Origin of the sequence: Pelosinus sp. IPA-1 (assembly GCF_030269905.1) — a bacterium.
In the GTDB taxonomy this organism is placed as follows: Bacteria; Bacillota; Negativicutes; order DSM-13327; family DSM-13327; genus Pelosinus.
This window is the reverse complement of sequence record NZ_BSVC01000004.1, coordinates 355,242-379,280: the sequence shown is the minus strand read 5'-3', so window position 1 is coordinate 379,280 and position 24,039 is coordinate 355,242. Positions and strand designations below refer to the sequence as shown.

Annotated in this window: 19 protein-coding genes; 14 read left to right on the top strand and 5 right to left on the bottom strand. The window is 40.0% G+C overall.

Annotated features, from left to right (window positions below; all coding sequences use genetic code 11):
- Window positions 1-52: 52 nt before the first annotated feature.
- The 3 genes from arsB to QSJ81_RS11610 all read left to right on the top strand — a co-directional run bounded on the left by arsB (window position 53) and on the right by QSJ81_RS11610 (window position 3,807).
- A complete protein-coding gene (gene arsB / locus QSJ81_RS11620) occupies window positions 53-1,123 on the top strand; it encodes an ACR3 family arsenite efflux transporter (RefSeq protein ID WP_352230883.1) in 1,071 nt (356 codons plus the stop codon).
- Window positions 1,124-1,294: 171 nt separating this feature from the next.
- Window positions 1,295-2,941, top strand: a complete 1,647-nt coding sequence (locus QSJ81_RS11615; protein ID WP_285717554.1) for an FAD-dependent oxidoreductase — start codon at window positions 1,295-1,297, stop codon at window positions 2,939-2,941.
- Window positions 2,942-3,357: 416 nt separating this feature from the next.
- Window positions 3,358-3,807, top strand: coding sequence for an OmpH/Skp family outer membrane protein (locus QSJ81_RS11610; RefSeq protein ID WP_285717553.1), 450 nt, complete (start codon window positions 3,358-3,360; stop codon window positions 3,805-3,807).
- A 46-nt stretch (window positions 3,808-3,853) separates the two neighbouring features.
- Here the strand turns inward: QSJ81_RS11610 and QSJ81_RS11605 are convergent, their stop codons facing one another.
- Together QSJ81_RS11605 and QSJ81_RS11600 are read right to left on the bottom strand one after the other, a co-directional pair.
- Window positions 3,854-4,222 carry a hypothetical protein gene (locus QSJ81_RS11605; protein ID WP_285717552.1) on the bottom strand — a complete coding sequence of 123 codons (369 nt, stop codon included), beginning with the start codon at window positions 4,220-4,222 and terminating at the stop codon, window positions 3,854-3,856.
- 323 nt (window positions 4,223-4,545) lie between these two features.
- On the bottom strand, window positions 4,546-4,689 hold the full coding sequence (locus tag QSJ81_RS11600) for a recombinase family protein (protein WP_285717551.1): 144 nt from the start codon (window positions 4,687-4,689) through the stop codon (window positions 4,546-4,548).
- 526 nt (window positions 4,690-5,215) lie between these two features.
- Between QSJ81_RS11600 and QSJ81_RS11595 the strand changes: the two genes are divergently transcribed.
- From QSJ81_RS11595 to QSJ81_RS11585, 3 genes are read left to right on the top strand one after another with little or no spacing between them, the layout of a single operon-like run.
- Window positions 5,216-6,871 (top strand): ShlB/FhaC/HecB family hemolysin secretion/activation protein, encoded by a 1,656-nt coding sequence (locus QSJ81_RS11595; protein ID WP_502929651.1) that lies wholly within the window; start codon window positions 5,216-5,218, stop codon window positions 6,869-6,871.
- A gap of 52 nt (window positions 6,872-6,923) precedes the next feature.
- Entirely contained in the window at window positions 6,924-16,367 is a 9,444-nt protein-coding gene (locus QSJ81_RS11590; RefSeq protein ID WP_285717549.1) for a two-partner secretion domain-containing protein, read from the top strand.
- Window positions 16,368-16,386: 19 nt separating this feature from the next.
- Window positions 16,387-16,917 carry a hypothetical protein gene (locus QSJ81_RS11585; RefSeq protein ID WP_285717548.1) on the top strand — a complete coding sequence of 177 codons (531 nt, stop codon included), beginning with the start codon at window positions 16,387-16,389 and terminating at the stop codon, window positions 16,915-16,917.
- Between the two features lie 305 nt (window positions 16,918-17,222).
- Here QSJ81_RS11585 and QSJ81_RS11580 read toward each other — a convergent pair whose 3' ends face one another.
- A complete protein-coding gene (locus QSJ81_RS11580) occupies window positions 17,223-17,564 on the bottom strand; it encodes a winged helix-turn-helix transcriptional regulator (protein WP_285717547.1) in 342 nt (113 codons plus the stop codon).
- Between the two features lie 119 nt (window positions 17,565-17,683).
- Between QSJ81_RS11580 and QSJ81_RS11575 the strand changes: the two genes are divergently transcribed.
- The 5 genes from QSJ81_RS11575 (at window position 17,684) to QSJ81_RS11560 (ending at window position 19,742) form a co-directional block, all read left to right on the top strand.
- Complete coding sequence (locus QSJ81_RS11575) at window positions 17,684-18,229, top strand: flavodoxin family protein (protein WP_285717546.1); 546 nt, start codon at window positions 17,684-17,686, stop codon at window positions 18,227-18,229.
- A gap of 138 nt (window positions 18,230-18,367) precedes the next feature.
- Window positions 18,368-18,451, top strand: a complete 84-nt coding sequence (locus QSJ81_RS25720) for a hypothetical protein (RefSeq protein ID WP_352230890.1) — start codon at window positions 18,368-18,370, stop codon at window positions 18,449-18,451.
- Window positions 18,452-18,719: 268 nt separating this feature from the next.
- On the top strand, window positions 18,720-18,983 hold the full coding sequence (locus QSJ81_RS11570) for a hypothetical protein (protein WP_285717545.1): 264 nt from the start codon (window positions 18,720-18,722) through the stop codon (window positions 18,981-18,983).
- Between the two features lie 56 nt (window positions 18,984-19,039).
- Window positions 19,040-19,165: a hypothetical protein gene (locus QSJ81_RS11565; protein ID WP_285717544.1), complete on the top strand. Its 126-nt coding sequence runs from the start codon at window positions 19,040-19,042 to the stop codon at window positions 19,163-19,165.
- A 43-nt stretch (window positions 19,166-19,208) separates the two neighbouring features.
- A complete protein-coding gene (locus QSJ81_RS11560; RefSeq protein ID WP_285717543.1) occupies window positions 19,209-19,742 on the top strand; it encodes a cysteine hydrolase family protein in 534 nt (177 codons plus the stop codon).
- A 158-nt stretch (window positions 19,743-19,900) separates the two neighbouring features.
- On the opposite strand, the gene QSJ81_RS11555 is transcribed toward QSJ81_RS11560, so the two are convergent.
- Window positions 19,901-20,182, bottom strand: a complete 282-nt coding sequence (locus QSJ81_RS11555; RefSeq protein WP_285717542.1) for an Ada metal-binding domain-containing protein — start codon at window positions 20,180-20,182, stop codon at window positions 19,901-19,903.
- 1,048 nt (window positions 20,183-21,230) lie between these two features.
- Here QSJ81_RS11555 and QSJ81_RS11550 point away from each other — a divergent pair.
- Window positions 21,231-22,280 (top strand): NADP-dependent oxidoreductase, encoded by a 1,050-nt coding sequence (locus tag QSJ81_RS11550; protein ID WP_285717541.1) that lies wholly within the window; start codon window positions 21,231-21,233, stop codon window positions 22,278-22,280.
- A 161-nt stretch (window positions 22,281-22,441) separates the two neighbouring features.
- Window positions 22,442-22,741, top strand: a complete 300-nt coding sequence (locus tag QSJ81_RS11545) for a putative quinol monooxygenase (RefSeq protein ID WP_285717540.1) — start codon at window positions 22,442-22,444, stop codon at window positions 22,739-22,741.
- Between the two features lie 402 nt (window positions 22,742-23,143).
- Here QSJ81_RS11545 and QSJ81_RS25715 read toward each other — a convergent pair whose 3' ends face one another.
- Window positions 23,144-23,287: an Ada metal-binding domain-containing protein gene (locus QSJ81_RS25715; protein WP_352230882.1), complete on the bottom strand. Its 144-nt coding sequence runs from the start codon at window positions 23,285-23,287 to the stop codon at window positions 23,144-23,146.
- 263 nt (window positions 23,288-23,550) lie between these two features.
- Between QSJ81_RS25715 and QSJ81_RS11540 the strand changes: the two genes are divergently transcribed.
- Window positions 23,551-23,829, top strand: a complete 279-nt coding sequence (locus tag QSJ81_RS11540) for a hypothetical protein (protein WP_285717539.1) — start codon at window positions 23,551-23,553, stop codon at window positions 23,827-23,829.
- Window positions 23,830-24,039 lie beyond the last annotated feature (210 nt).

The window sequence follows — 24,039 nt, the reverse complement described above, 5'->3', positions numbered from 1 at the left end:
ATGAGTAGGCTGCCATAATCGGCGGACCCAATATTAAGGGGGTATTATTAGCGTGGTTACAGAGAAACGAATGGATTTCTTTGAAAGATATTTAAGTTTATGGGTGGCATTATGCATATTTATTGGTATTGGCTTAGGCAAGCTTTTTCCTGGTGCAGTAGATGTATTAAGTAAAATGGAGATCAGTCATGTGAATTTACCTATTGCCGTATTAATTTGGCTAATGATTTATCCTATGATGCTGAAAATAGATTTCTCGTCTATTTTAAAAGTAGGCGACAAACCTAAAGGGATATTTATTACCTTGTTTGTCAACTGGATGATAAAACCCTTCAGCATGGCACTCCTAGGTTGGTTCTTTTTTAAATATCTTTTTATTGGTTTGATTGGTGATCAAATGGCAAATGAATATCTTGCCGGTACAATTATTTTAGCGGCTGCACCTTGTACTGCCATGGTATTTGTATGGAGCTATCTGACAGATGGCGATCCGGCATACACACTGATACAGGTGGCTATCAATGATCTATTAATGTTGGTGTTATTTGCACCAATTGTTATGTTTTTACTAGGAGTTTCTAACATTATCGTTCCTAAAGATGTATTGTTTATGTCAGTACTACTATATATTGTTATTCCCCTTGTAGCGGGTTATCTAACTCGACGTTTTTTAATTACGTCTCATGGCGAAGAATGGTTTATTACCAAATTCTTAAATCCTTTAAAGCCAGTAACCATTATGTCCTTGCTATTAACGCTGGTTATTATTTTTGCTTTTCAAGGAGAAGTTATTACGAATAACTGGTTTAGTATAATTTTGATTGCAATTCCTATTCTCATCCAGGTTTACTTTAATTCGACCTTATCCTATGGATTAGCCAATTATTTTAAAGTGCCGCACTCAATTGCAGCACCAGCAGCACTTATTGGAGCCAGCAACTTTTTTGAATTGGCAGTTGCTGTTGCAATTTCATTGTTTGGGTTGAAATCAGGAGCTACATTAGCTACAGTTGTTGGTGTATTGGTAGAGGTTCCAGTCATGTTATCAGTATGTTATTTTTGTAATCATACACGATATTGGTTTGATTTTAAGTCAAAGGATCAGAAAAAAGTAACGGGGTAGGATAGAATCGATTAGTTGATATAGCTGAAAGGTGTAATTGTTGCTTTATTCGTGAAAGAAATCTATGAATCAACATCCAGAGTGTCGTTGAAAATAAATCGTTAGAGTAAGAAGAGGCATTCTGGATGTTTTTTGTTATAATAGTCAAAAAAGCAAAAGGAGAGCGTAAACATGAGGATTGTCATTATTGGGTCGGTGGCTGCGGGAACTTCGGTAGCGGCTAAAGCGAGGAGAAACAATATAGAAAATGAAATTGTCATTTATGAAAAAGATACGGATATTTCATATTCCGTTTGCGGACTACCTTATTATATAGGAGAAGATTATATTAGTCGGGAGAATCTCAATCCAAGGAATCCAGAATGGTTTAAAAAGCGCTTTGCCATTGATATTAAAACAGGGCATGAAGTAATTGCGATTGATTCTAACAAAAAAGAATTGGAAATTAAGAATCTACAAACCGGGGTAATATTTAATGATCACTATGATATTCTTGTTCTTGCAACAGGTGCATCTCCTATAAGGCCGAACATAGAAGGTATTGGAAGTGGAAATACTTTTATTCTAAGAAATATCATTAGCGCTGACACGATCAAAGAGTATATACAAAAGAAAGAACCAAAATCTGCGGTAATCGTTGGTAGTGGATTTATTGGTATGGAAGTCGCAGAGAATCTAGTGAAAAAGGGAATACAGGTTGCGGTAGTGGAAGCTGCTGGGCAGGTTATGCCTTCTTATGATTCCGAGATGTCTTTATACATAAAAAAAGCACTGATGGAAAATAAGGTACAGGTTTTTACGAGTGAGAAAGTAGTAAAAATAGATGCAGAAAAACGAACAGTATTGACGGATAAAGGTACAGCATTGCCTGGAGATATTGTTATTATCTCGGCAGGTGTTAAGCCAGAGGTAGGTCTAGCTAGACAAGCTGGTACAGAGATTGGAATTACCGGAGCTATTAAGGTCAATCCTAATATGGAAACCTCTATAAAGGACATTTATGCAGTTGGCGATTGCTCTGAAAGTTACTTGCTGATAGATGGAACACCCTGCTATCGCCCTATGGGATCAACGGCAAATAAGACTGGTAGAATCGCTGGGGATGTTATTACAGGAGGTAATTTAAGCTTCAGAGGGATATTGGGTACAGGAATTGTAAAAGTATTTGATATAACCTGTGGGCAGACAGGATATACAGAAAAGGAAGCGAAAAAGGCAGGATATGATGTAGAGATCATTCATAATATCAAGCCAAACCAGACGGAGTATTTTGAAGGAAGTTCCGAAATGGTGATTAAGGCCATTGCCGATAGAAAGACACAAAGACTATTAGGAGTTCAGATCATCGGGAAAAAAGGCGTTGATAAAAGGATCGATGTCTTTGCTACTGCTATTACTTTTGGTGCGAAAGCAGGCGATTTAGCCCATCTTGACCTTGCCTACGCTCCACCCTATTCGACAACGAAAGATCCAGTTATGTATACGGGAATGATTTTGGATAATGCCTTAAATCGCGGTAGAAAGGTCCTTACGATTCAAGAACTTATCGAAAATAGGACAAGCTTTAAAGTCTTTGATGTTAGAAGTAGCAAGGATTTTGAAAAAGGACATATTGAAGGTGCTATTAATATACCATTGGCAAATCTTAAAGAAAAGGCTGTTGAATTTTCTAAGGATGAATCGATAGTAGTACACTGCAATAAGGGTGTAACAGGGAATGCTGCACAAAATGTGTTAATTAATCTTGGCTTTACTAATGTATATAATCTTTCTGGCGGTTATAAGGAATATAAACTAGAGAGAGGCTTTCACCCATAACACGTATATACGGCCGACATGGCCTTTGCTCGGCCGCCCTATAAAAGAATATCAAAGTTGGATTGAGGTTTGAATGACAGTTAGGTAATAGACGTTTAAGGTTAATTGAGGAGAACCATATCATTGGTAACGGTGAAAAGCTAATAAAGACACAGCCCATCCATCAGTGGATCAGAGCTGCGTCTTTTTTGTAAACATATTTTTATCTATTATTGCAAAATATGTGTTTTTTTTAAGAATTGGCAGGAGAAAATGATTTTTAAGAGAAGACAAAAAAAGCTAACCACTTACCATAGATTTGATCCTATAGTAGAGATTAACAAATGTAACATTCCGTTGACATCATTAATCCAAACATGAATGGATCTAAAACCCTTTAAAATCAAACAAGAAAACAAAGAAAAGAGGAATGACCAATGATAAGAACTAATTACAAACAACTTATGAATATCTTTCTAGCAACCTTTGTACTCTTCAGTATAATCACCATTACTAATACCAGCACCACCTATGCTGCGGCATCTCCAGTTGGGATAGTACATTATCAACTTCTAGTCGACAATCATCCTGATTCAGCAAAAGCTCAGACAGCGATGAACGATGCTATATCGCAAGCAAAAAGCAACTTTGACACCAAATCAGTTAGCATGAACGAGCAGGAAAAACAGTCGTATTATCAACAGCTTCAACAAGGTATTCAAATTAAACAACAGGATTTGTTAGAAGCTATTCAAAATAAAGTAAATGATGCTGTTAAAGACGTGGCTAAGTCTAAAGGTTTAACTATTGTCGTAGACGCAGGCGCTGCAGTCTATGGCGCACAGGATATAACTGATGATGTAATGAAAAAGATCGTAGCAAAATAAAAATCCCAGAAAGATTTATAAAAGCTAACGGGGATATCCGTTAGCTTTAAAAGAGCCCGTAATGATCTACGCTACAGCCAAAACCGATCATTACATACCTATACGCAATCTTTCGACTACTCACAAGCATTACACAACCGATACTGACCTTTGCTCGACTGCCACAGATACCTACCGAACCGGTCGCAATCTCTCGACAACGGCCGACCCCTATAGCTTCAGTACCCATGACAGTCTTAGCTCGACCGTTATACATCCCTTTTGACCACACGACAACAGTTGGGCTGCCGTACAGCCTTACAAGACATATAACGATCTGCCCGCCGACTACTGCCGAACCTTTCGACCCGACAATAATCTTTGGCCGACCAATACCGAACCTTGTAAGATCCGGCACCAGTCTTGGCTCAACCATTACGAACCCTTTACAATAAATAGTATGGCTTAAAAAGAGAAACAAATACCTGGGATTTATTGCAAAAATTTAAGAGCACCATTATTAATAAGAAAGACACAGCCGACCCATTAGTGGAGCAGAGCAGTGTCTTTTTTGTGTACTTAGATTTTTACATATTATTGAAAAAAATGGATTTTTTTACAGACAGGCAGTAAAAGGGATTTAAAAGAGAAACGAAGTAAACTAATAACGAGATGAATTTTCAATTCATAATATTTTTATTAATTTAAAAATTAAGTAGAGTGCTCAAATGTTAGTGCTAAATATGAATAGGAGTGGAATTAATGATTAACTGCCATTGACTTGATTTTTATACCATACTGTTCCAAAGTGTGAACACCATTTAATATAATCCTGGCACTTCGCCCAAAGCGATCAAGACGATAAAAGAGGTGCAATTTATTTTCCTTTGCATCTTGGAGCATTAAGGCCTCCTTGTAAAAACGTATGTTCGATTAAATAGGTAAAGAAAAAAGCGGATGTACCGCCTCGTATATATAGTATCACTCTAAAAGCTTAAGAGGAATCCGCATATTCTAAAAAATTATCTTGTTTTTAATTCCAACAATCTTAACACTCAATATTCATTTCGAATATAGGATCATATGACTAGGTAAAAAGTCATGTGATTTTTTTATTCGACAAATCCTTACAAATACTCTGAGAATACAACATCTTCACATAAAAAAACTTTGAAAATTATTTGAAATCTATACCTTTTGGTACAGGCGCTTAGTCCTAAAATGATTTATCATGTAGGTTATATATATGGCTGTTAAAATAATCCATCTTAGATGGACTATTTTTTTATAAAAAAATACGTCTTATCTCATTTTGCAGTCGTAGCAACTATAGGAGGAATCATTCATGCCATATTCTTGGGTCTCTAAGAACAGTAAACAGAAACTGCTGCAAGTCACGTTGCTGACGTTAGTCCTATCTTGTAATGGGATGAGCAGTATTTTTGCACAACCCATACCACCTTCGGATCAGGATGAAAGTAACAGACGTACTCAACAAGAAGAACTTCGCCACCGTAACCAGCAAGAAGCGGAGGAGAGACGTAATCGAGAACAGTCTAAAGATACGTTCCTCCAGCCTAAAGTAACAATAACGGAAGGGACAATCCTACCAGTGGAAGACATTAGCTTCCTCATCCATACCCTTGAATTAGGTGGAGAGAGGGCGGATCAATTTTCCTGGTTACAAGATATGTTGAATCAATACCAGGATCAGAAAATTGGTAAGGAAGGCCTAAATCTCATCGTCAAGCGCCTAACCAATACCTTGATTGCTCGTGGCTATACCACAACACGAATCGTTATACCAGAACAGGATCTTTCTTCTGGTACTCTAAAACTCACGCTCATTCCTGGCATCATTCACGATATTCGCATAGTAAATTCAGGGAGCCGTGCGAATTGGTACACCGCATTTCCTACTCGTCCAGGAAACATTCTAAATCTTCGAGACTTAGAACAAGGCTTAGAGCAAATTAAAAGAGTTCCATCCCAAGATGCAGACATGAAAATTTCGCCAGGAAACAAACTGGGTGAAAGTGATGTTCTTATTACTATTAAATCCAGTAATCCTTTTCGAATGACTCTTTCCTTAGACGACTCCGGCACTGAAGCTACTGGTAAACTGCAAGCATCAACGTCTTTATCTTTTGATAACCTATTCGGAGTCAATGATCTTTTCTACGTATCTTTCAATAAAGACGCACAACAAGAAGAAAATCAATACGGTACGCGGGGAAATAGCTATCAATTTTCAATGCCTTATGGTTATTGGACTTTTACTTTATCCGGCAGCTCCTATAACTATCATCAAACCATACAAGGAGTGAATCAAACATTTCTCTCTTCAGGAAAAAGCGATACAACGGAGTTCAAGATGCAACGACTTATTCATCGTGACCAACAAAGTAAGACAAGCCTACAGTTTGGTGTCATCAAGAAACATAGCAAAAGCTTTATTGAAGACACTGAAATTGAATCTCAGCGTAAGAATGTCACTGCAGATGAAATCGGCATAAATCATCGGCAGTACTATGGGAAAACGGTGCTAGATGTACAACTCAATCACCGCTGGGGTGTACCTTGGTTTAACGCCCAAGAAGACATAGAAAATGTTGCCTCAGATTCTCCGACCACCCGCTACAAAATATGGACCTTAGATACTACTGTTACTAAACCCGTGAAGATAAGCAACGTAGAAGGTAAATATTCCTTTACCTTCAGCGGGCAATACACCAAAGATTTACTATATACTGCCGATTATTTCAGTATTGGCAACCGTTATACCGTTCGAGGCTTTGATGGCGAACAAACCTTATTAGCCGAAAAAGGCTTTTACATACGGAATGAATGGAGCATGTCTGTAGCTCAAGGAAAAGAAGCATATGTTGGACTAGATTATGGACAAGTGAGCGGTCCTGGAACCCAATGGCTGTTAGGGAAGAAACTAGCAGGTGCTGCTCTTGGTATTCGGGGAAACGAAGGGAAAATCTACTATGATATTTTTACCAGCTGGCCTCTTTATAAACCAAAAGGATTTCAGACAAGTCCTTATTCTCTCGGGTTTCAACTGACTTACCAACTGTAAAAAAGAAAGACTTACTAATTAACGAGTAAAGTAAATTCAAGGAGGTTTATCAATGGCATCATCACCTAAGCGTGAATCCTATACTTTTTATACGAAGCCTACCTGGCGGAGAAAGCTAGTTGCCTGGAGTATGCTTCTGCTCTACATGACGCAACCGATTATTGCCTCAGCGGAAGTCGTTGCCGATCCTAAGGCCCCGGTGTCAAAGACACCCATCGTACAAACGACTGCCAATGGTTTACCAGTCGTGCAGATTGCTGGCCCTTCAGTAGCAGGTGTATCTCACAATCTCTACCAGAATTTTAATGTAGATCCTAAAGGGCTCATTCTGAATAATTCTAAACTTATTACCCAGACACAACTAGCTGGGTATATTACAGGTAATCCCAATCTGGTTAACGGACCAGCCCGTATTATTCTCAACGAAGTCACCAGTAACAATCCAAGTTACTTGCGTGGTTATACGGAAGTAGCGGGACAAAGAGCCGAAGTCATCATTGCCAATCCGAACGGCATCTACGGTGATGGTTTTGGTTTTATCAACACCAGTCGTGCCGTACTCACAACTGGTACTCCTGTATTTGGGGGCAGTGGTAGCCTAGATGCCTTCCGTGTTACAGGTGGGCAGATTTCCATACAAGGTGCGGGCATGAATACTAGCGATGTAGATCAGGTCGATCTCATTAGCCGTTCGGTAGCCGTCAATGCAGGAGTGTGGGCCAAGAATCTAAACGTCGTTGCAGGTAGTAACCAGGTAAACTACAACACCTTACATACTGATATAATCTCGGGTGATACCAATACTCCACAAGTAGCCGTTGATGTAGGACAACTAGGCGGTATGTATGCGCAGAAGATTTACCTCGTAGGTACGGAAAATGGAGTAGGCGTAAACAGTAAAGGAACCATAGCAGCCCAAGCCGGAGATGTAACCATAACGAGTGCTGGGAAAGTTCTACTGGCAGGCAGCACATCAGCAACTGGCAACATCCAAGTCGCTGCAGTGGGCGATGTTACTAATCAGAACACGCTCTATGCTCAGGGAAATACCAATATTACCACTCAAGGAAATCTACAAAATAGCGGTACCTTAGTTGCAGGGCAAAATACCACCCTAAGTGCCCAAAGCATAACTTCAACTGGCACCCTGGGGGCTGGAGTCAAAACTGACGGCACACTAGGCACCGCAGGCGATCTTACCTTACATGCTAATGGAACAATTAGTGCGCAAGGCAAAAATATGGCTGCAGGCAATCTCACTGTAAATGGAGCGGAAATTAATCTAGCAAGTAGTCAGACCTATACTGGCGGTAATGCCAACATCACGTCAACCACTGGTGATATTAATCATAACAGTGGAACAATGCAAGTCGGCGGAACGTTAAATATGAACGCGCAAGGCGTTATCCGTAACGATAATGGTACGATTAATGCAGGGAAAGTGACTCTGAATGGGGGCTCTATTAGTAATAAAAGTGGAAACTTGTCACAGATCGGACAAGAGACCACTACAATTTCTGCTGTAAATAGTATCGACAACACGACTGGAACCATTAGTACTAATGGTGACTCTCTTACCATGCAAGCCAATTCCTTATTAAACAGTCAGGGACAAATTCAACATGCTGGTGCTGGTACCTTATCCGTACAAACAGCAGGTGATATCAGCAATAATGCTGGTAAGTTAGCTACTAATGGGCAGTTAAAACTTACCACTCATTCCATTGATAACACCCAAGGAACTATAGTAGGAAAAGGGATTACTCTTAATGCTCAGGGCACACTGGTGAATGATAGCGGAACCATTGCTAGTAGTGGGGATGCTGTGCGCATCGATGTACAGGGTACATTAAGTAATAAGCAAGGCTCTATAGAAGCAAACAATGGATTGGAAGTTACTGCTCAATCCGTTGACAATCAAAAAGGACGTCTTGTTAGTTTAGATACTAGCGGGTTAAAAGTAACTGCAACCCAAGACATACAAAACCAATCAGGTCTGATTGGCGGTAACGGCGATATCAACCTGACGGCACAATCTTTAGTCAATACCTCTGGTAAGGTCATTGCCCAGGGGAATGTGAATGGGGACATATCTCAGACTATCGATAACTCCAATGGGAATATTCAGGCTCAGCAAAATGTTACCTTGGGGCAACTCGGCACTAATGTGAGTAACACGCAACAAGGTAATATTTCAGCAGGAACCAACCTTGCCATAAAAGCAAATACCTTTAATAATACCGATGGGAGCTTAGTAGCCAAACAAGATATCGGCATCCAGGCAGGGGATATTACAGCAGGTGGTACTATTCTTGCTGGACAAGATGTAAATCTTACGGTAACGAACCATTTGACTCAAGGAACCGGTGGTAACCTTAAAGCAAATCGGGATATCAATATAATAGCAGATACTGTTTTAAATCAAGGCAGTATTGCTGCTGTAAGAGACATCAATCTGAAAGTAAAAGACGTTACTAATAGTAGTGGATCGTCACTGGTTGGTAACGAAAATCTTACGGTAACAGCAGCCGGGGATGTTGCCAATTCAGGAAAGATGGCAGGCAGTACGACTACGATTGCTGCGAAGAATATAACCAACAGTGGTTCCATCTTCGCGGATCATTTAAACGTTAAAGCCGATACCTTATCCAATGCAGGTAATACGGCTGTGATAACAGCGAACCAATCTGCAGCTATTAATGCAAATAAAGTACTCCATAATACCAATGGCGCTACGATGTATATGGGAAATAAGGACGCGACCCTTACGATCAATACCTTAGCACTCGATAATAGCGGATTAATTGCTTCTAATGGAAATCTTGCCGTAGAAGCCCAAACCATTCAATCTTCAGGTACCTTAGGTGCAGGAGTACAAAGCGATGGAACCTTGGGAACTAGCGGTAATCTTGTCCTTCAGGCAAGTGGTAACGTAATAGCCACAGGAAAAAATCTGGCGGCAGGTACCATAGACGTTACAGCGCAAGATATCAATCTTACAGGTGCTAAGACTGGAGCGGGTAAAGATATCAACCTGACGGCTACCACAGGGGACATAAATAATACAGGTGCAGTAATGCAGGCAGCGGGAGCCATAACATTACAAACTGCAAATGCATTACGTAACGACAAAGATACTGCTGGAAATGTTGCAAATCTCCAAGGGAACGCAATTACAATCAATGCGAAATCCATCAGTAACATTGGCAGTAACATTACCCAGTTTGGTACCGCAGATACAAATATAACGGCAGCCACGACTCTAGATAACACCGGTGGCTCTATTGTGACGAATGGTACCAATCTTACGATAAAAGCGGATACCGTAACGGGTAGTCAGAGCAAGATCATTCATGCTGGTACTGGTAAACTAGATATAACGGCAACTACCAGTATGAGTAACACCAATGCATCTAGTATCCAGACTAACGGCAATGTAACAATTAAAGCTGGTGAGTTGGATAATACCAAGGGAACCATTACGGCACTGCAAGGGATTGCAGTAACTGGTAATACCTTGACGAATCAGCAGGGAGTCCTTGCTACAAGTAAAGAAGTTAGCATTACTTTGCAGAATGGACTCAATAATCAAAAAGGGATTGTGGAAGCAGGTAAAGGACTTTCTATTCAGGCACAATCCATTGACAATAATAGCGGTAGTATTTCAAGCCTTGATGCTAGTGGTATGACAGTAACTGCAGCGCAGGGCATTGATAACACTGCAGGTAGGATTGGTGGTAATGGGGATGTCAACCTGACTGCTCAATCCTTAAATAATACCACTGGGAAAGTACTGTCTCAGGGGAGCATTAATGCCGATATTTCACAAATCATTAACAATACGAGCGGTACCATGGCTGCTCGACAGAATGTTACGATTGGTAGAACAGGTACAAACATTGTGAATGCGACGCAAGGGAGCATTACGGCTGGTGGCAATCTGACTGCGCAGGCAAATACCTTGTCCAATACAGGTGGTACTATGGCTGCCAATACTGATGTTGCAGTTACTGCAACCACTATAAATGGTACTGGTAATGTAACTGCCGGTCAGGATGTCACCCTTACTGTCAATGGTGATTTTATCAATTCAGCAGATAGCAATGTAAAGGCAAATCGGGATGTAAATCTAACAGCTGCGAATGTCACCAACCTTGGTAATCTAGCTGCCGTTGGCAATCTAAATATAAACGCCAATAATATTACCAATCAAACAAATGCTAATTTACAAGGCGGAACAGCGTTAACGATTGTAGCAACTGGTGACATAAATAATAGTGGTACTATGGAAGGGAATACGGCTACCATTAGTGCCAAGAACATTACTAATACAGGTTCGGTATTTGGTGACAACATAACTATGACGGCAGATACCATTTCCAATCATGATAATGCAGCAGTGATCGCGGCGACAAAGAATATCAACCTCTATGCCAAAACATCTTTGGAAAACAAAGATGATGCTACGATTTATAGCATGGGCAATATTAATATTGCTGGTAGTAAAAATCAGGATGTAAATGGTGAGTATATGGACAAGACGAGTTCTATACTCAATCAATCGGCAACCATCGAGGCGGATGGCAATATTGGTATTTATGCGGATACGCTGACCAATAAGATGCGAGAGTATGAGAAAAAAGAAACAGTTGTGTCAGAAACTAAATATGGCTCGGATGTCACAATGCAGGCAAATGATGGTTATAATTATGAGTATGGTAATAATAATTATTATTTCATTTCTGATTTTACAAGCACTGGTTCAGCTTCAGCAGTCAAACAAATAGGTGGGAAAATTTGGACTGGAAGTAATTGGGGCCAGTTTAACGGCGAGGATTTTACTATAATTGGTGTGATGGCTGAAACAGTTACAGAGGCATCAATTATCCCAAAGTCATCAATTGGTAAAATTATGTCCGGTGCGAACATGAAGTTACGGATTGGTACTATTAATAATGATATGGCTTGGATTCTTGCAAATGGTACATTAAATCAAGTTGGTACAGTTAATAATACTGCAGTGGGAAACACTCGCATAACTACACAACATTTAGTCCATGCAGATAAGCTTTACGTATATGTTTCTGAAGGTGAAGGAGCAGGTGTCAATATAAATAGATATCTTGAGAACTATTTCCCTATCGATAACGCCTACAAATCATATTCTGCTGGATTTGCAGGTAAAAGCTACTATGAAACCACTACCGAACAAATCCCTGGAGGCACTTCATCCCTCTTTGGTGGAGGGCAGCAGGTCACCATTCAGGGCAACGTCAATAATACAACGGTAGCAGCTACTAATATCCCAGTAAATACGGTAAATAACATAACGTCTTCTGGATCAACTTTAGGTACTGATACTGTTAAAAATAATAATACTAATGACCACACGACTGCTATTCAGCCTACCTCAGGCATTAATGCAGTCACTACCAGCAGTGTACCTACTAATAACCTGCAAACCTTATTACCTTCAGGGAAAACACCTGTTGTTCCCGTCAAACAAACTGTAGATGATAGTAAATTTACGGTACCTACCAATGGTATGTTTACCACTCATCAGGAACCAAATTCAAAATATCTTGTTGAAACCAATCCGCGTTTCGCGAGTTATGGAAGCTTTATTTCCAGTGACTATGTTTTGAAACAACTGGGAGTAGACCCAGCGAATACAATGAAACGCCTTGGTGACGGCTTCTATGAAGAAAAGTTGGTTCGTGAGCAGGTATCTGATCTTACAGGACGGTATTACTTAAACAACTACTCTTCCTCTGAACAGCAATATAAAGCACTGATGGATAATGGTGTCACTTATGCAAAACAATTCAACTTACAAGTTGGTGTGGCACTAACCAGCGAACAGATGAATCAGCTTACTTCCGACATGGTTTGGATGGTTGAAAAAGAGGTGAATGGACAAAAGGTACTAGTTCCCGAGGTTTATCTCTCTAAGGCAGGAAATATTGATCTCAAGGCCAATGGCGCTGTTATCTCTGCCAATAAAGTAACGATCGAGAATAGCGATTATGTAAATAATGCTGGGATGATCAAAGCTACTGAGGGAGTAGACATTCACGCAGTAGATATTGCTAACTATGGTGGCACAATAGATGGCGGTAAGAGTACGACCTTAAATGCCATGCAGGACCTAGTTAATATTGGTGGTAAGATCAAAGGGGATAAAATTGATCTTACGGCAGGAAATGATTTTAAAAACGAGACTATCTCTTTCACTAGCACTCTACCTTTCATGACAAAAACAACAGTTGGCAATATCGCCAGCATTAACGCAGGAGATAGCCTTACTATAAACGCGAAAAATGTCTCCATTACTGGGGCAGAAGTGAATGCAACCAAAGATGTTACTATCAATGCTAAGGGAAATATCGTGGTTGATAGTATTCAGGAAAGAGATCGTCTTGCAGCTGGAAAGCAACTTGATGATACTGTTAGCAACGTAGTTAGTAGTATCAAAGCTGGTAATAATGTAAGTATAACCTCTACAGGCGACACAACTTTAAAAGGCGCACAAATTACTGCAGACAATGCACTAGATTTAACTGCAGGCGGTAATATCAACATTACTGCTGTAAAAGACGAGACAATTCATGATAAAACAGTCGATATTAGTCATGGCTGGAAACGAACTAGAACAGATGACGAAACAGTCATTGGCAGTACACTACAAGGTGGCAACGAAGTCACTATAAAGACAACTACTACGCTTCCTGACGGAACCAAGGTGGCTGACTCTGATAATCGAGGAAATATAACAATTTCAGGCAGTACGATTCGTATTGCTGATGACAAAGAAACTAAGGCTGATGATAGTGATATGCGTCTTGTTGGCGCTAGAGCTGATGATAGCGATATGCACCCTAAAGGTAACGCTATAGCAACCGAGGATAAAAAGAACCCAACTGTTGAAAATCAGGTTACCAGTACCACTAGTAGTAAAAACAAAACGGTAACCATTTCAGCTGATAAAAATGTAACCATTGAAAACGTCACAGAAAAACATGAATCCTTAGTTGTCTCTCACACTCAAAAAAGTGGTTTCTTATCTAGCACAACTAAGGATACTATGGATCATGCCCTAATTAATGAGGTCAAAGGTAGTACCATCTCAGGTGACACAGTAGCTATTACATCAGGTAATGACCTAACTGTGAAAGGCAGTAATGTAGTCGGTACAAATGATGTGACCTTGGATGCTGCAAAAGATGTCAATATTACAAGTGCAGCAGAAACTGGAATAGATGATCACTACTCCTATACTAAAAAATCCGGTCTCTTCAGTGGTGGTGGCCTTGGTTTCACCGTTGGTAGTCAGAGTACGAAAACCACAACTAACGAACAAACTTTAGATCAAGTAGGTAGTACTATCGGTTCTATTGATGGTAATGTCACAATTAAAGCAGGCAATAAAGTGGATAGCGCAGGTACTACTCTTATCGCAGGAAAAGATCTTAATATTACAGGAAAAGACGTAACAATTGACAATACGATTAATACGGTTGATAGTCAAAGCAAATATGAATTTAAACAAAGTGGTCTTACTATTTCTTTAGGCGGAGGTATTGTTGATACTGGCATAAGCGCTTATAACAATCTTGAGCGCTCAGGACAGGTAGAAGACGATCGACTCAAAGCTCTCTATGACTACAAAGCTGCTCAAGATATCAAAAAACTGGCAGACAGCAAAGGGAACTTGAAAGCAAATGTCGGTATCAACGTTAGCATCGGCAGTAGTCAAATGACATCTGAGCAAACATCTCATACAGAGACGGTCAACACTTCCAACATGAACGCAGGTGACAATGTTACCATTAAGGCTACGGAAGGTGATGTAAACCTTAAAGGTACGAAAATCAATGCTGAGGATATCAAATTAGATGCTGCAAAAGACATTAACATTGATTCGGCAGAAAACAAAAATCAAACAACAAGCAAAACGAGTTCTTCTTCCGTTTCAGTAGGTGGAACGATAGGAGTAGGCTTCAATGCTAGTACTAGTAAGGGTAGCAGTAACGAAAAAGAAAATATTATGACCAATACAGGAAGTGTAATCAATGCTAGCGGTACCTTGACGCTTAACTCAGGTAAAGATACTAATATTATTGGGTCCCAAGTATCTGGCGACAATGTAGTAGCTGATATCAAAGGAGACCTGAACATAGCTAGTAAGCAGGATACCGATGACTATACCGCGAAGAATAAAAATATTGGCATTGGCGTTAGCGGTGGACCTAAAGGCGGCACAACTGGTTCTATAAACCAAGGGAAAACAGATTCTACTTACGCAAGTGTCACAGAGCAAGCAGGCATTTTTGCTGGCAAAGATGGATTTAATATCACTGTTGGTAAGAATACTGACCTGAAAGGTGCGGTCATTTCCAGCGACGCTACTCCAGATAAAAACAAAATTAGCACGGATACTCTTACTTACTCAGATATACAAAATAAGGCGGAGTACAGCTCTAGTAGTATTGGGGCTAATTATGATAGTAGACCTACTTCTAAATACAATGAACACGGACTGACACCTAATGTAGGAATACCTTCAAGTGGTGATGCTAGTAGTACAACAAAATCAGCTATCTCTCCAGGTACTATAGAAATACGAAGCAACCCAAATCAAGATATTAGCGGACTCAGTCGAGATACCATCAATTCACTGAACACGTTAGGCAAAATTTTTGACAAACAAACTGTTAAAGAACGTCAAGAATTAGCAGGTCTGTTTGGCGAAATAGCTTTTGAAGAAATACACAAAATCAGTGAAAAAAATGGATGGAACGATGGAGATCCTCAAAAAGTTGCGCTACATGCTCTAGTTGGCGGAATCATGTCTCAGCTCACTGGGAATGGTTTTGGTTCTGGTGCTGTTGGTGCAGGATTTAGTGAATTTATACAAAAGGAATTGTCGAACATTACAGATCCTGCACTTCGTCAGTGGGCTAGCTATATTATAAGCACTGCAACAACAGGGACAGTTGGTGGTGTTACTGCGTTATATGGTACGAAGTATAATGATGTACTAACGGTACCAAGAGCAATTGCCTCTGCATTTCTGCTCGCTAGGATGGGACAAGAAGCACTTACTCAGTTGCTTTTAAAGTATGGAGTTGAGAAAATTACTCAACTTAGTGCAGAAGCTTATGTAAAATTTATTGTAGAAGCTCATACGATAATTAATTCTATAAAATTCAGAGTGGGTGACAATGGGTATTTTGGTGATGAAGGACAAAGTGGTAGCAGCAGAGTAAGAAATATGACAGGTGGCAATGAAGCAGCTCAAGAGTTTTTCAACTATATTACTCAAGGGTGTGAAGATACAGAAGTAATTTATCCAAATGGTGCAACAGTTAGAACTTTGCAAGATGGGACAAAAGTGACTTATCGAGAGGTATCTAAGTCGGAAGATGGCAGCCCTGCTGTAGATATCAATGCAGGCACTACATATAAGTCGCAAAAAATACATTTTGTGGATTGATAAAATGGAGGTGTCTCGTTTGAAATTCAATATAGAAGGCCTAGTTAATACTGATGATTGGATGTTTTTACAGAGACTTATGGAAGTGGAGTCTATAAATGTAGATGTTGCTGAGAATGGTGAATACATTCCAGCGATTAGCTTAGGGGGAGGAGAGGATCATGCATATTTAATTAATTGTCCAATTACTAAAATTGATGGTGATGAGTATCCTCAAATAAAGCTAATTTCTGACATTAAACATAAGTATAAATGGGAAAAAGTGGTTAATGGAAAAGCGAAAAAGATTACAATAGTTAGGGATGAAGTTACTTGGGAAATTGGGGGAGATACATGGATAGTAAATCAGGATTCGGGTATCAAAATATACTTTGATAATATCCAAGTATTAATAATGGCAATTGACTCTATTGGAGGACTTATTAAATACTTAGTTGCTGATAGTGTTCCAATTGAGGTTTCAAAAGAAAAATTGCAAAATTATTGGTCATTTAAGACAGATGCTCTAGTAATGTCCAGAAGAAAAGAAATAGATATTTTCGATATTTAGGGGAGTGTAATTTACACGAAAATTTCCGCACTCTTAAAAGCGAGGTCAGTGGACGTAAAAATCCGCTGACCTTCTTTTTTATGTCTTATGGCCTAGTACATCAAAAAAGCTAACGGGGATATCCGTTAGCTTTAAAAGAGCCCGATAGATATTTAAGATTAATCGAGGAGAATTCTTATCACTGGTAACAGCGTAGAATGGCCTCAATACAGCAAGAAGCAACAACCACTGATGGCTGTTGCTTCTTTTATTAGAAATAAACCGATTTGTGAGCTTAAAATAAACTATCAACTGCAGAGAAATGTTTATAGACGATTTTTGCCTCCCCAGGTACACATCACATCTAAGATTGGAATGAGTGATTTTCCACGTTCCGACAAACTGTATTCTACTTTTGGTGGAATCTGGGGGTGTTCCTTGCGTAATATTAGTTGATCCTCTTCCAGTTCTTTAAGTGTTTTACTTAATGTTTTGAAGGAAATGGTACCAATAGCACGGTGAAGTTCATTGAACCGCATAACTGATTTATATTCAGCGAGCCAATACATAATAATCATTTTATATTTACCGTTTATAAGTGATAACGTATATCCAAAATCAGTATTGTTTATATTTATACCAGTTAGACTGCAATTTTCAATTGACACTTTTACACTTCCCTTTTGGTTAGTACATAACCTCAATGTACGTACTTTACTAATGTCATATTATAAATTATACTCTGAGTAGTGTCAATGATATAATTAAGAAAGGAAGAATGAGAACTATGAAAAAGAATATTCTAGTATTAACTGGTAGTCCAAGAATTGGGGGAAATAGCGATTTATTGGCCGATGCGTTTATAAAAGGAGCGAACAAAGCAGGACACGAAGTAGTTAAATGTGAAGCTGGTAAAAAAAAAATTATGGGGTGTAAAGCCTGTGATACTTGCTACAGTAAAGGAAAGCCTTGTTCATTTGATGACGATTTTAATAGCATTGCTCCTCTTATAGAAAAGGCAGATGCAATCATTTTTATAACACCACTTTATGGGTTTTCATTTTCGACTCAGCTTAAGGCAGTCATAGACAAACATTATTCATTTATAATTGGAGAGAAGAAGCTAAATATAAAGGAAAGTATGCTTCTGGCTTGTGGAGGAGATGATGATGAATCTGTATTTAACGGTATTATTAGCACATATAAACAGATTGCCTGTTATCAAAAATGGACAGATAGAGGTCATCTGATTGTTCCTGGTGTACTCAATAAGGGTGATATTTTATCTACTGAATATCTTATTCTTGCAGAAAAAATGGGGCATACTATCTAAATTGAAATATATTTAGTGGCTAAAGAAGATAGTTATGACCGAGAAAGAAAAGGTATAAAAGGGTTATTTATACGATGAAAATAATGATGCGGCTTTGCTTGAAGAAAGAACAGCAACGTATGGATTGGTGGGCATGTAGTGATTTTACCAGGAGTGACGATTGGTGACGAGGTTGTAATTGGGGCTAGAAGTGTAGTGAATAGAGATATCCTTTTAGAGTAATTGCAGAGGGAAATCTCTGCAAGGTAATTCGCAAAATAACTGAAAATGATAAGAAAAAAATACTGGAAAGAATGAAGGACAGTTAGGGACGTTCCTAACTGTCCTAGTGAAGCTTTAGCTAATATGGCGCAGGAAGTTGTTAGTAAGTTCAGAGAGTAAGAAGAGGGTAGCGATATTACGCTGCTCACATACGTATCATTTAGCATCTTTCGGTGATTGAGCTTCCAATGGCCCCAAATATGGAGGTGGTCTTAGTTTTTTTGAACATATGAATGCAGGTACTTTTAAAGAGAATGTTCCTGCTGATTGGCTTAATGATGCAGATATATTAGTCGTTAGCCCAAAATGCGGTCATATGATTAATTACCATGCAATAAGCCAGTGGATATCACCTATTCACGCGGATAAGTATTATATTCCCCGAAATTTAGTGTACAAGTATCCTGATGGCAACAAAAAGCGATCAACAATTGGATGCATCGAATTACAAATTCGCCGTTTGACCCGATACGCAGAACCGTATCATTGGTAATGGTGAAAAAAGTAGAACTCCTGCTAAATATTTTATAATTTGGCAGGAGTTCTTATGTGTTTGATGAATGGAATAAGATGACAGTTGGGGACTTTTTTTGTCACAATAAAAAAAGAGCTTTATTGCTTAAAAGATTATCAAGGTTAACGCAGCTACAAATGATGTTTGCTAATCTGAAATAATAATAAAGATTAATTGCATTTATAAGCGAAAGGAAGAATGGTTATGAGTAATATTGTTTTGTTGGTGGTAGATGTTCAAAATGCCTTGATTAAGGCACATCCTCATAATGGACAGAGAGTAATTGAAAATATTAAAAAACTCATTTTAAGTGCAAGAGATAATCAGAAGGAAGTTATATATGTACGCCATGATGATGGAAAGGGTACCGACCTTGAGAAAGGGACTAATGGGTGGCAGATTTATAATGAAATAGCACCTAATAATAGTGAATTTATCGTTGAAAAGGAGTATAATAGTTCTTTCCATAAAACTGGGCTAAGAGATTATTTAGAAAGTAAAGATATAGATACCATTATACTGGTGGGACTGCAAACAGAATATTGTATTGACACTACTTTAAAAAGTGCCTTTGATTATGGGTACAAAATAATTATTCCAAAAGAAACAAATTCAACTTTTGATAACGAGTATCTATCTGGTGAGAAACTTTATGAGTTTTATAATTATAAGATTTGGAATAAACGTTTTGCTAATGTTCTTCCAATGGACGATGTAATAAAAATTTTGGTAGGCTAGTAATACGCAGATATTCATGGGAATTTGGGATCAATGAATCGCCGTTATACCCGATACAGAGAACCGTATCACTGATAACGGCGAAAACTATAAGAAAGACACAGCCTATCCACTAGTGGATCAGAGCTGTGTCTTTCCTATTAAAAGCAATTATCAACTTACGGCCTACAAACCTTACAAGGCACAAACCCCGCATTAATGGCCTCATCTCTACTATCGTAAAACACCTTATGATTTGATGACATCATATTCACGTACCTACAGCCAGCATAATGAAACTTACCTGTATTCGAGTTAGCCACATATGCACCTTCTGAGTGTGGAATAGCCGGTGCAATAGCATCAATAGCACAATCATCCAAATGAGCAATTTGAATAGGGATTGCTGCCTGATGAGAGAGGGCAGGGTGGGAAATATGGAGGAAAATTGGCCGCAACACATAAGACTACAAAGCTTAAATCAGCCGTTTAAGATTAATTAGGGAGAACCGTATCATCTCTAAGAGTTGAAAATGACTACAACTTTTGTAGGATGCGTTGTTGATCTCTTTTATTCTTGTTCGTCTATAGGGTGATTGCCCTCATTGCCCTGCAAATATATAAAGTAAGCTACACCCAGCAGTGAGTGAAATTACCCTGACAGAAGGAAAATAGATAAGATTGTCTTGTCATTTAATGAAAACTTGCAGAAGTATTTCTTACAAAAAGACCCATCGACCGAATTGGTTGATGGGTCTTTGCCATGCCATTGGAAAGGTCGCATGAATTATCAAAAGTTTAATATAGCAATCTAAATATTGGTATGTGGAAAGGGGAAGAAGTTATGATAAAGATAGCTCATGTTAGGGAAGTTAAAGGACGGGGATGTGACATTCTTTGAAGTGAATTTTATGTCGACGACCCCGTCCCTCTGGCCCCCCTAGGAGAAACCCGCCATTTAAGCTGTTCGCATAGTCAAATATGGTTCATATTAAATACTTCCATCTTTTTCGGATATAAGAAAGCATAACATTTCGGGCTGGTTTTTGGTGTGCAGGCTTTTCTTACATTGCCGAAACGTTACTTGCTTTCCTCAAACTTCAAAGACGCTTTGCATCTTTAATAGTATACAAAAGGATGCTATAGTACAAAAAAGTACGTACTTGTCATCAAGCGGCTTATTGGTTATTATTATAGCAGATACGGCCTTAAAGGAAAATACTTTATTTGGTTTTTATAGTCTGCCTAAAAAATACCAGATGCAGCGTTCTGATTTCATTTGTTATCCACAACGCAGATGGTCGTTTTAGGAGAATTTTTTAAGAGAGGATGCTATTAACTTCTTTTTTGTATTGCTGAAATGGTCATGTCGACGTCAAGCTATTTGAATATGACGCTAGCGATTAATCCCGGCGATGTCCAAAACGATCAAGAGGGGATCGAGACCTTCCAAATACTTGGCAATATGGCTGTGTTAGTGCAACAACTAAAAAAATAGGGGGAAATGTGATGATTATGACAAGTCAAAAGGAAAAAGAGATGTCGACAAACACTATGAAGGCGATTCGGCTGCATGAGTTCGGTGGTCCTGAGGTGCTTCGTTATGAGGAGGTGCCGCTTCCCGAGCTGAAGCTGGGTGAGGTGCTCGTTCGCGTTCACGCGGTTGGCATCAATCCTCCCGACTGGTACCTGCGCGACGGCTATAAGGCACTTCCTCCCGAATGGCAGCCGCAGGTGGCTTTCCCCGTTATTCTGGGAACAGACATTTCGGGCGTTGTCGAGGCGGTCGCCGACGATGTTAAGGACTTCTCCGTCGGAGACGAAGTGTATTCGATGGTTCGCTTTCCGAGCGGCATGTTCGGGGACAGCAAGGCCTATGCCGAGTACGTCAGCGTGCCAGCGTCGGAAGTTGCACTCAAGCCGACGGGCATCGATCACGTGCATGCTGCCGGAGCGCCGATGTCGCTCCTCACCGCGTGGCAGTTCATGATTGAGCTGGGGCACAATGAAGCGAACCCGCTTCAGCCGAACATGCATGAGCCGGTGCCGCTTGAGGGCAAGACCGTCCTCGTAAACGGAGCCGCAGGCGGCGTGGGGCACTTCGCGGTGCAAATTGCGAAACTGAAAGGTGCGTACGTCATCGCCGTGGCATCGGGCGAGCATGAGTCACTTCTGCGCGGACTCGGTGCCGACGAATTCATAGATTACACCAAAAATCCTCCCGAGGACGTTGCGCATGACATTGATCTTGTCATCGACGCCCTCGGCGGTCCGACCACCGGTCGTTTCCTGCGCACGCTGAAGCGTGGCGGTGCATTGTTCCCAGTGTTCCCCTTAGGTTTCTCCGGTGCCGATGATGCCGAGAAACTGGGCGTCACGGTCTCGGCAACCCAAGTCCGTTCGAGCGGGGCTCAGTTGACGGAAGTCGGGCGCTTGCTTGATGACGGGACAATCCGCGTCGTTTTGGACAGCACCTATCCGCTTGCCGACGCTCGCAAGGCGCACGAACGAGCCGCCCGTGGGCACATCCAAGGCAAGATCGTGCTCACTGTCGCATGAGGAAGACACCTCGAATGATCATCGTCCCCCTCGTGGGCGTGCTCTTTCTCCCCACGGGTGTCGCAAAACTTTGCGACGCGTTCCACGAGCTGACGCGCGAGAATCGCGAATGAGCTTTGAGGAAGTTTGCCAATTTAATTAAGCAAGGAGGATAAACAAAAATGATTATACTTATGGGTTTCCTTCACCTGAATCCGTCTGATGTAAATGAATTCACTGCAGACATTCAGACCATCGCTTCCAGCACGAGAGCTGAAAAGGGATGCCTCTTTTATTCCATTGCTTTGGAAGATGCGCGTGCTGGACGCATGCTGATCGCCGAGCGTTGGCAAGATCAAGAATCGCTGACAGCCCATCTTGAAAGACAAGAACTGGTGGCATTTTCAAAGAAGTGGGGAAACAGGATCAAAAGCGACAATCTAAAATACGATGCCTCGAACGAACGCTCGCTCATGGAGTAAAAAAATTGGCTGAGGAATGACGTTTACTTTAAAGATGGGTGTTCTTGCGAAGAACGAAATCGCTATGCGATGGCTTCGATATCTTTCGTCCTGATCTAGCGTCGTTTGCCTATAGATATATTAGCGACTCAACTGGCAGTATACTAATTGCTTGTTGAGTCGTTGGTTTAACTGAATTCTCAATGTGATTATAAGGTATCGAGGGGACGGTTCCGATGAGTTGAAATGAATCAATGAGATTAGAATTAATTTATAATGACTTATTAAACTTAAAATGAATTTCGCCGTTTGGCCCGATACGCAGAATCGTTTCATTGGTAACCGCAAAAAATAATAAGAAAGACACAGCCTATCCATTAGTGGAATAGAGCTGTGTCTTTCCTATTAAAAACATTATCAACTTTACGGCCTACAAACCTTACAAGGCACAAACCCCGCATTAATGGCCTCATCCCTACTATCATAAAATACCTTGTGATTTTGAGACATCATGTTCACGTACCTACAGCCAGCATAATGAAACTTACCTGTATTCGAGTTAGCCACATATGCGCCCTCAGAGTGTGGAATAGCTGGTGCAATAGCATCAATAGCACACTCATCTAAATGAGCAATTTGAACAGGGATTGCTGCCTGATGAGATAGAGCAGGGGTAGGAAAGATAGAAGTAAGACTGACCGCAACACATAAGACTAGGAACAGTTGTAAATGAGCCTATTTTTCCTGAACGTTGCCTTATTTATCTCGACTTATTTGAGGTCCGTGGTAAAAAGGGGATCAATCTCTATCAATGGGATTTATTTAAATCTATGGATTTATTTGAAGTAGATAGTGCTAATATTGAACCTATAGTTGAAGAGTATTTGTATGAATATTACAATGACAACTTAACCATTTTTACAAGCACCACTTTTCCTCGCACAGATAAAGTTGATTTAGCTGCCTTAGCTATTGCAAACTCTCTTACGGATGATTATACCGCGAATAAGACTGTAGAAAAATTCAAGTCCCGATTACATGATTATATAAAATCACCGAGTAATCTTGCAGAGCAGGTATTTGGACGAAAGAAAAAATCAATCTTTTAATTTAAAAGCTGTTGATAAAGACAGCTTTTTTAATGTGGCTCTATTTAAGGCAATAAACAATTTTATCAAACTAAAAGACACAGCATATCCATTAGTGGACAGAGCTGTGTCTTCTTTAAGTAATATTGGTTAGAGGCAATGAAACTACAAACTATAAAATCTCCCACTCTGTAACATCTCTCCATGGCTGGCGCTGTCGGGCATTAGGCG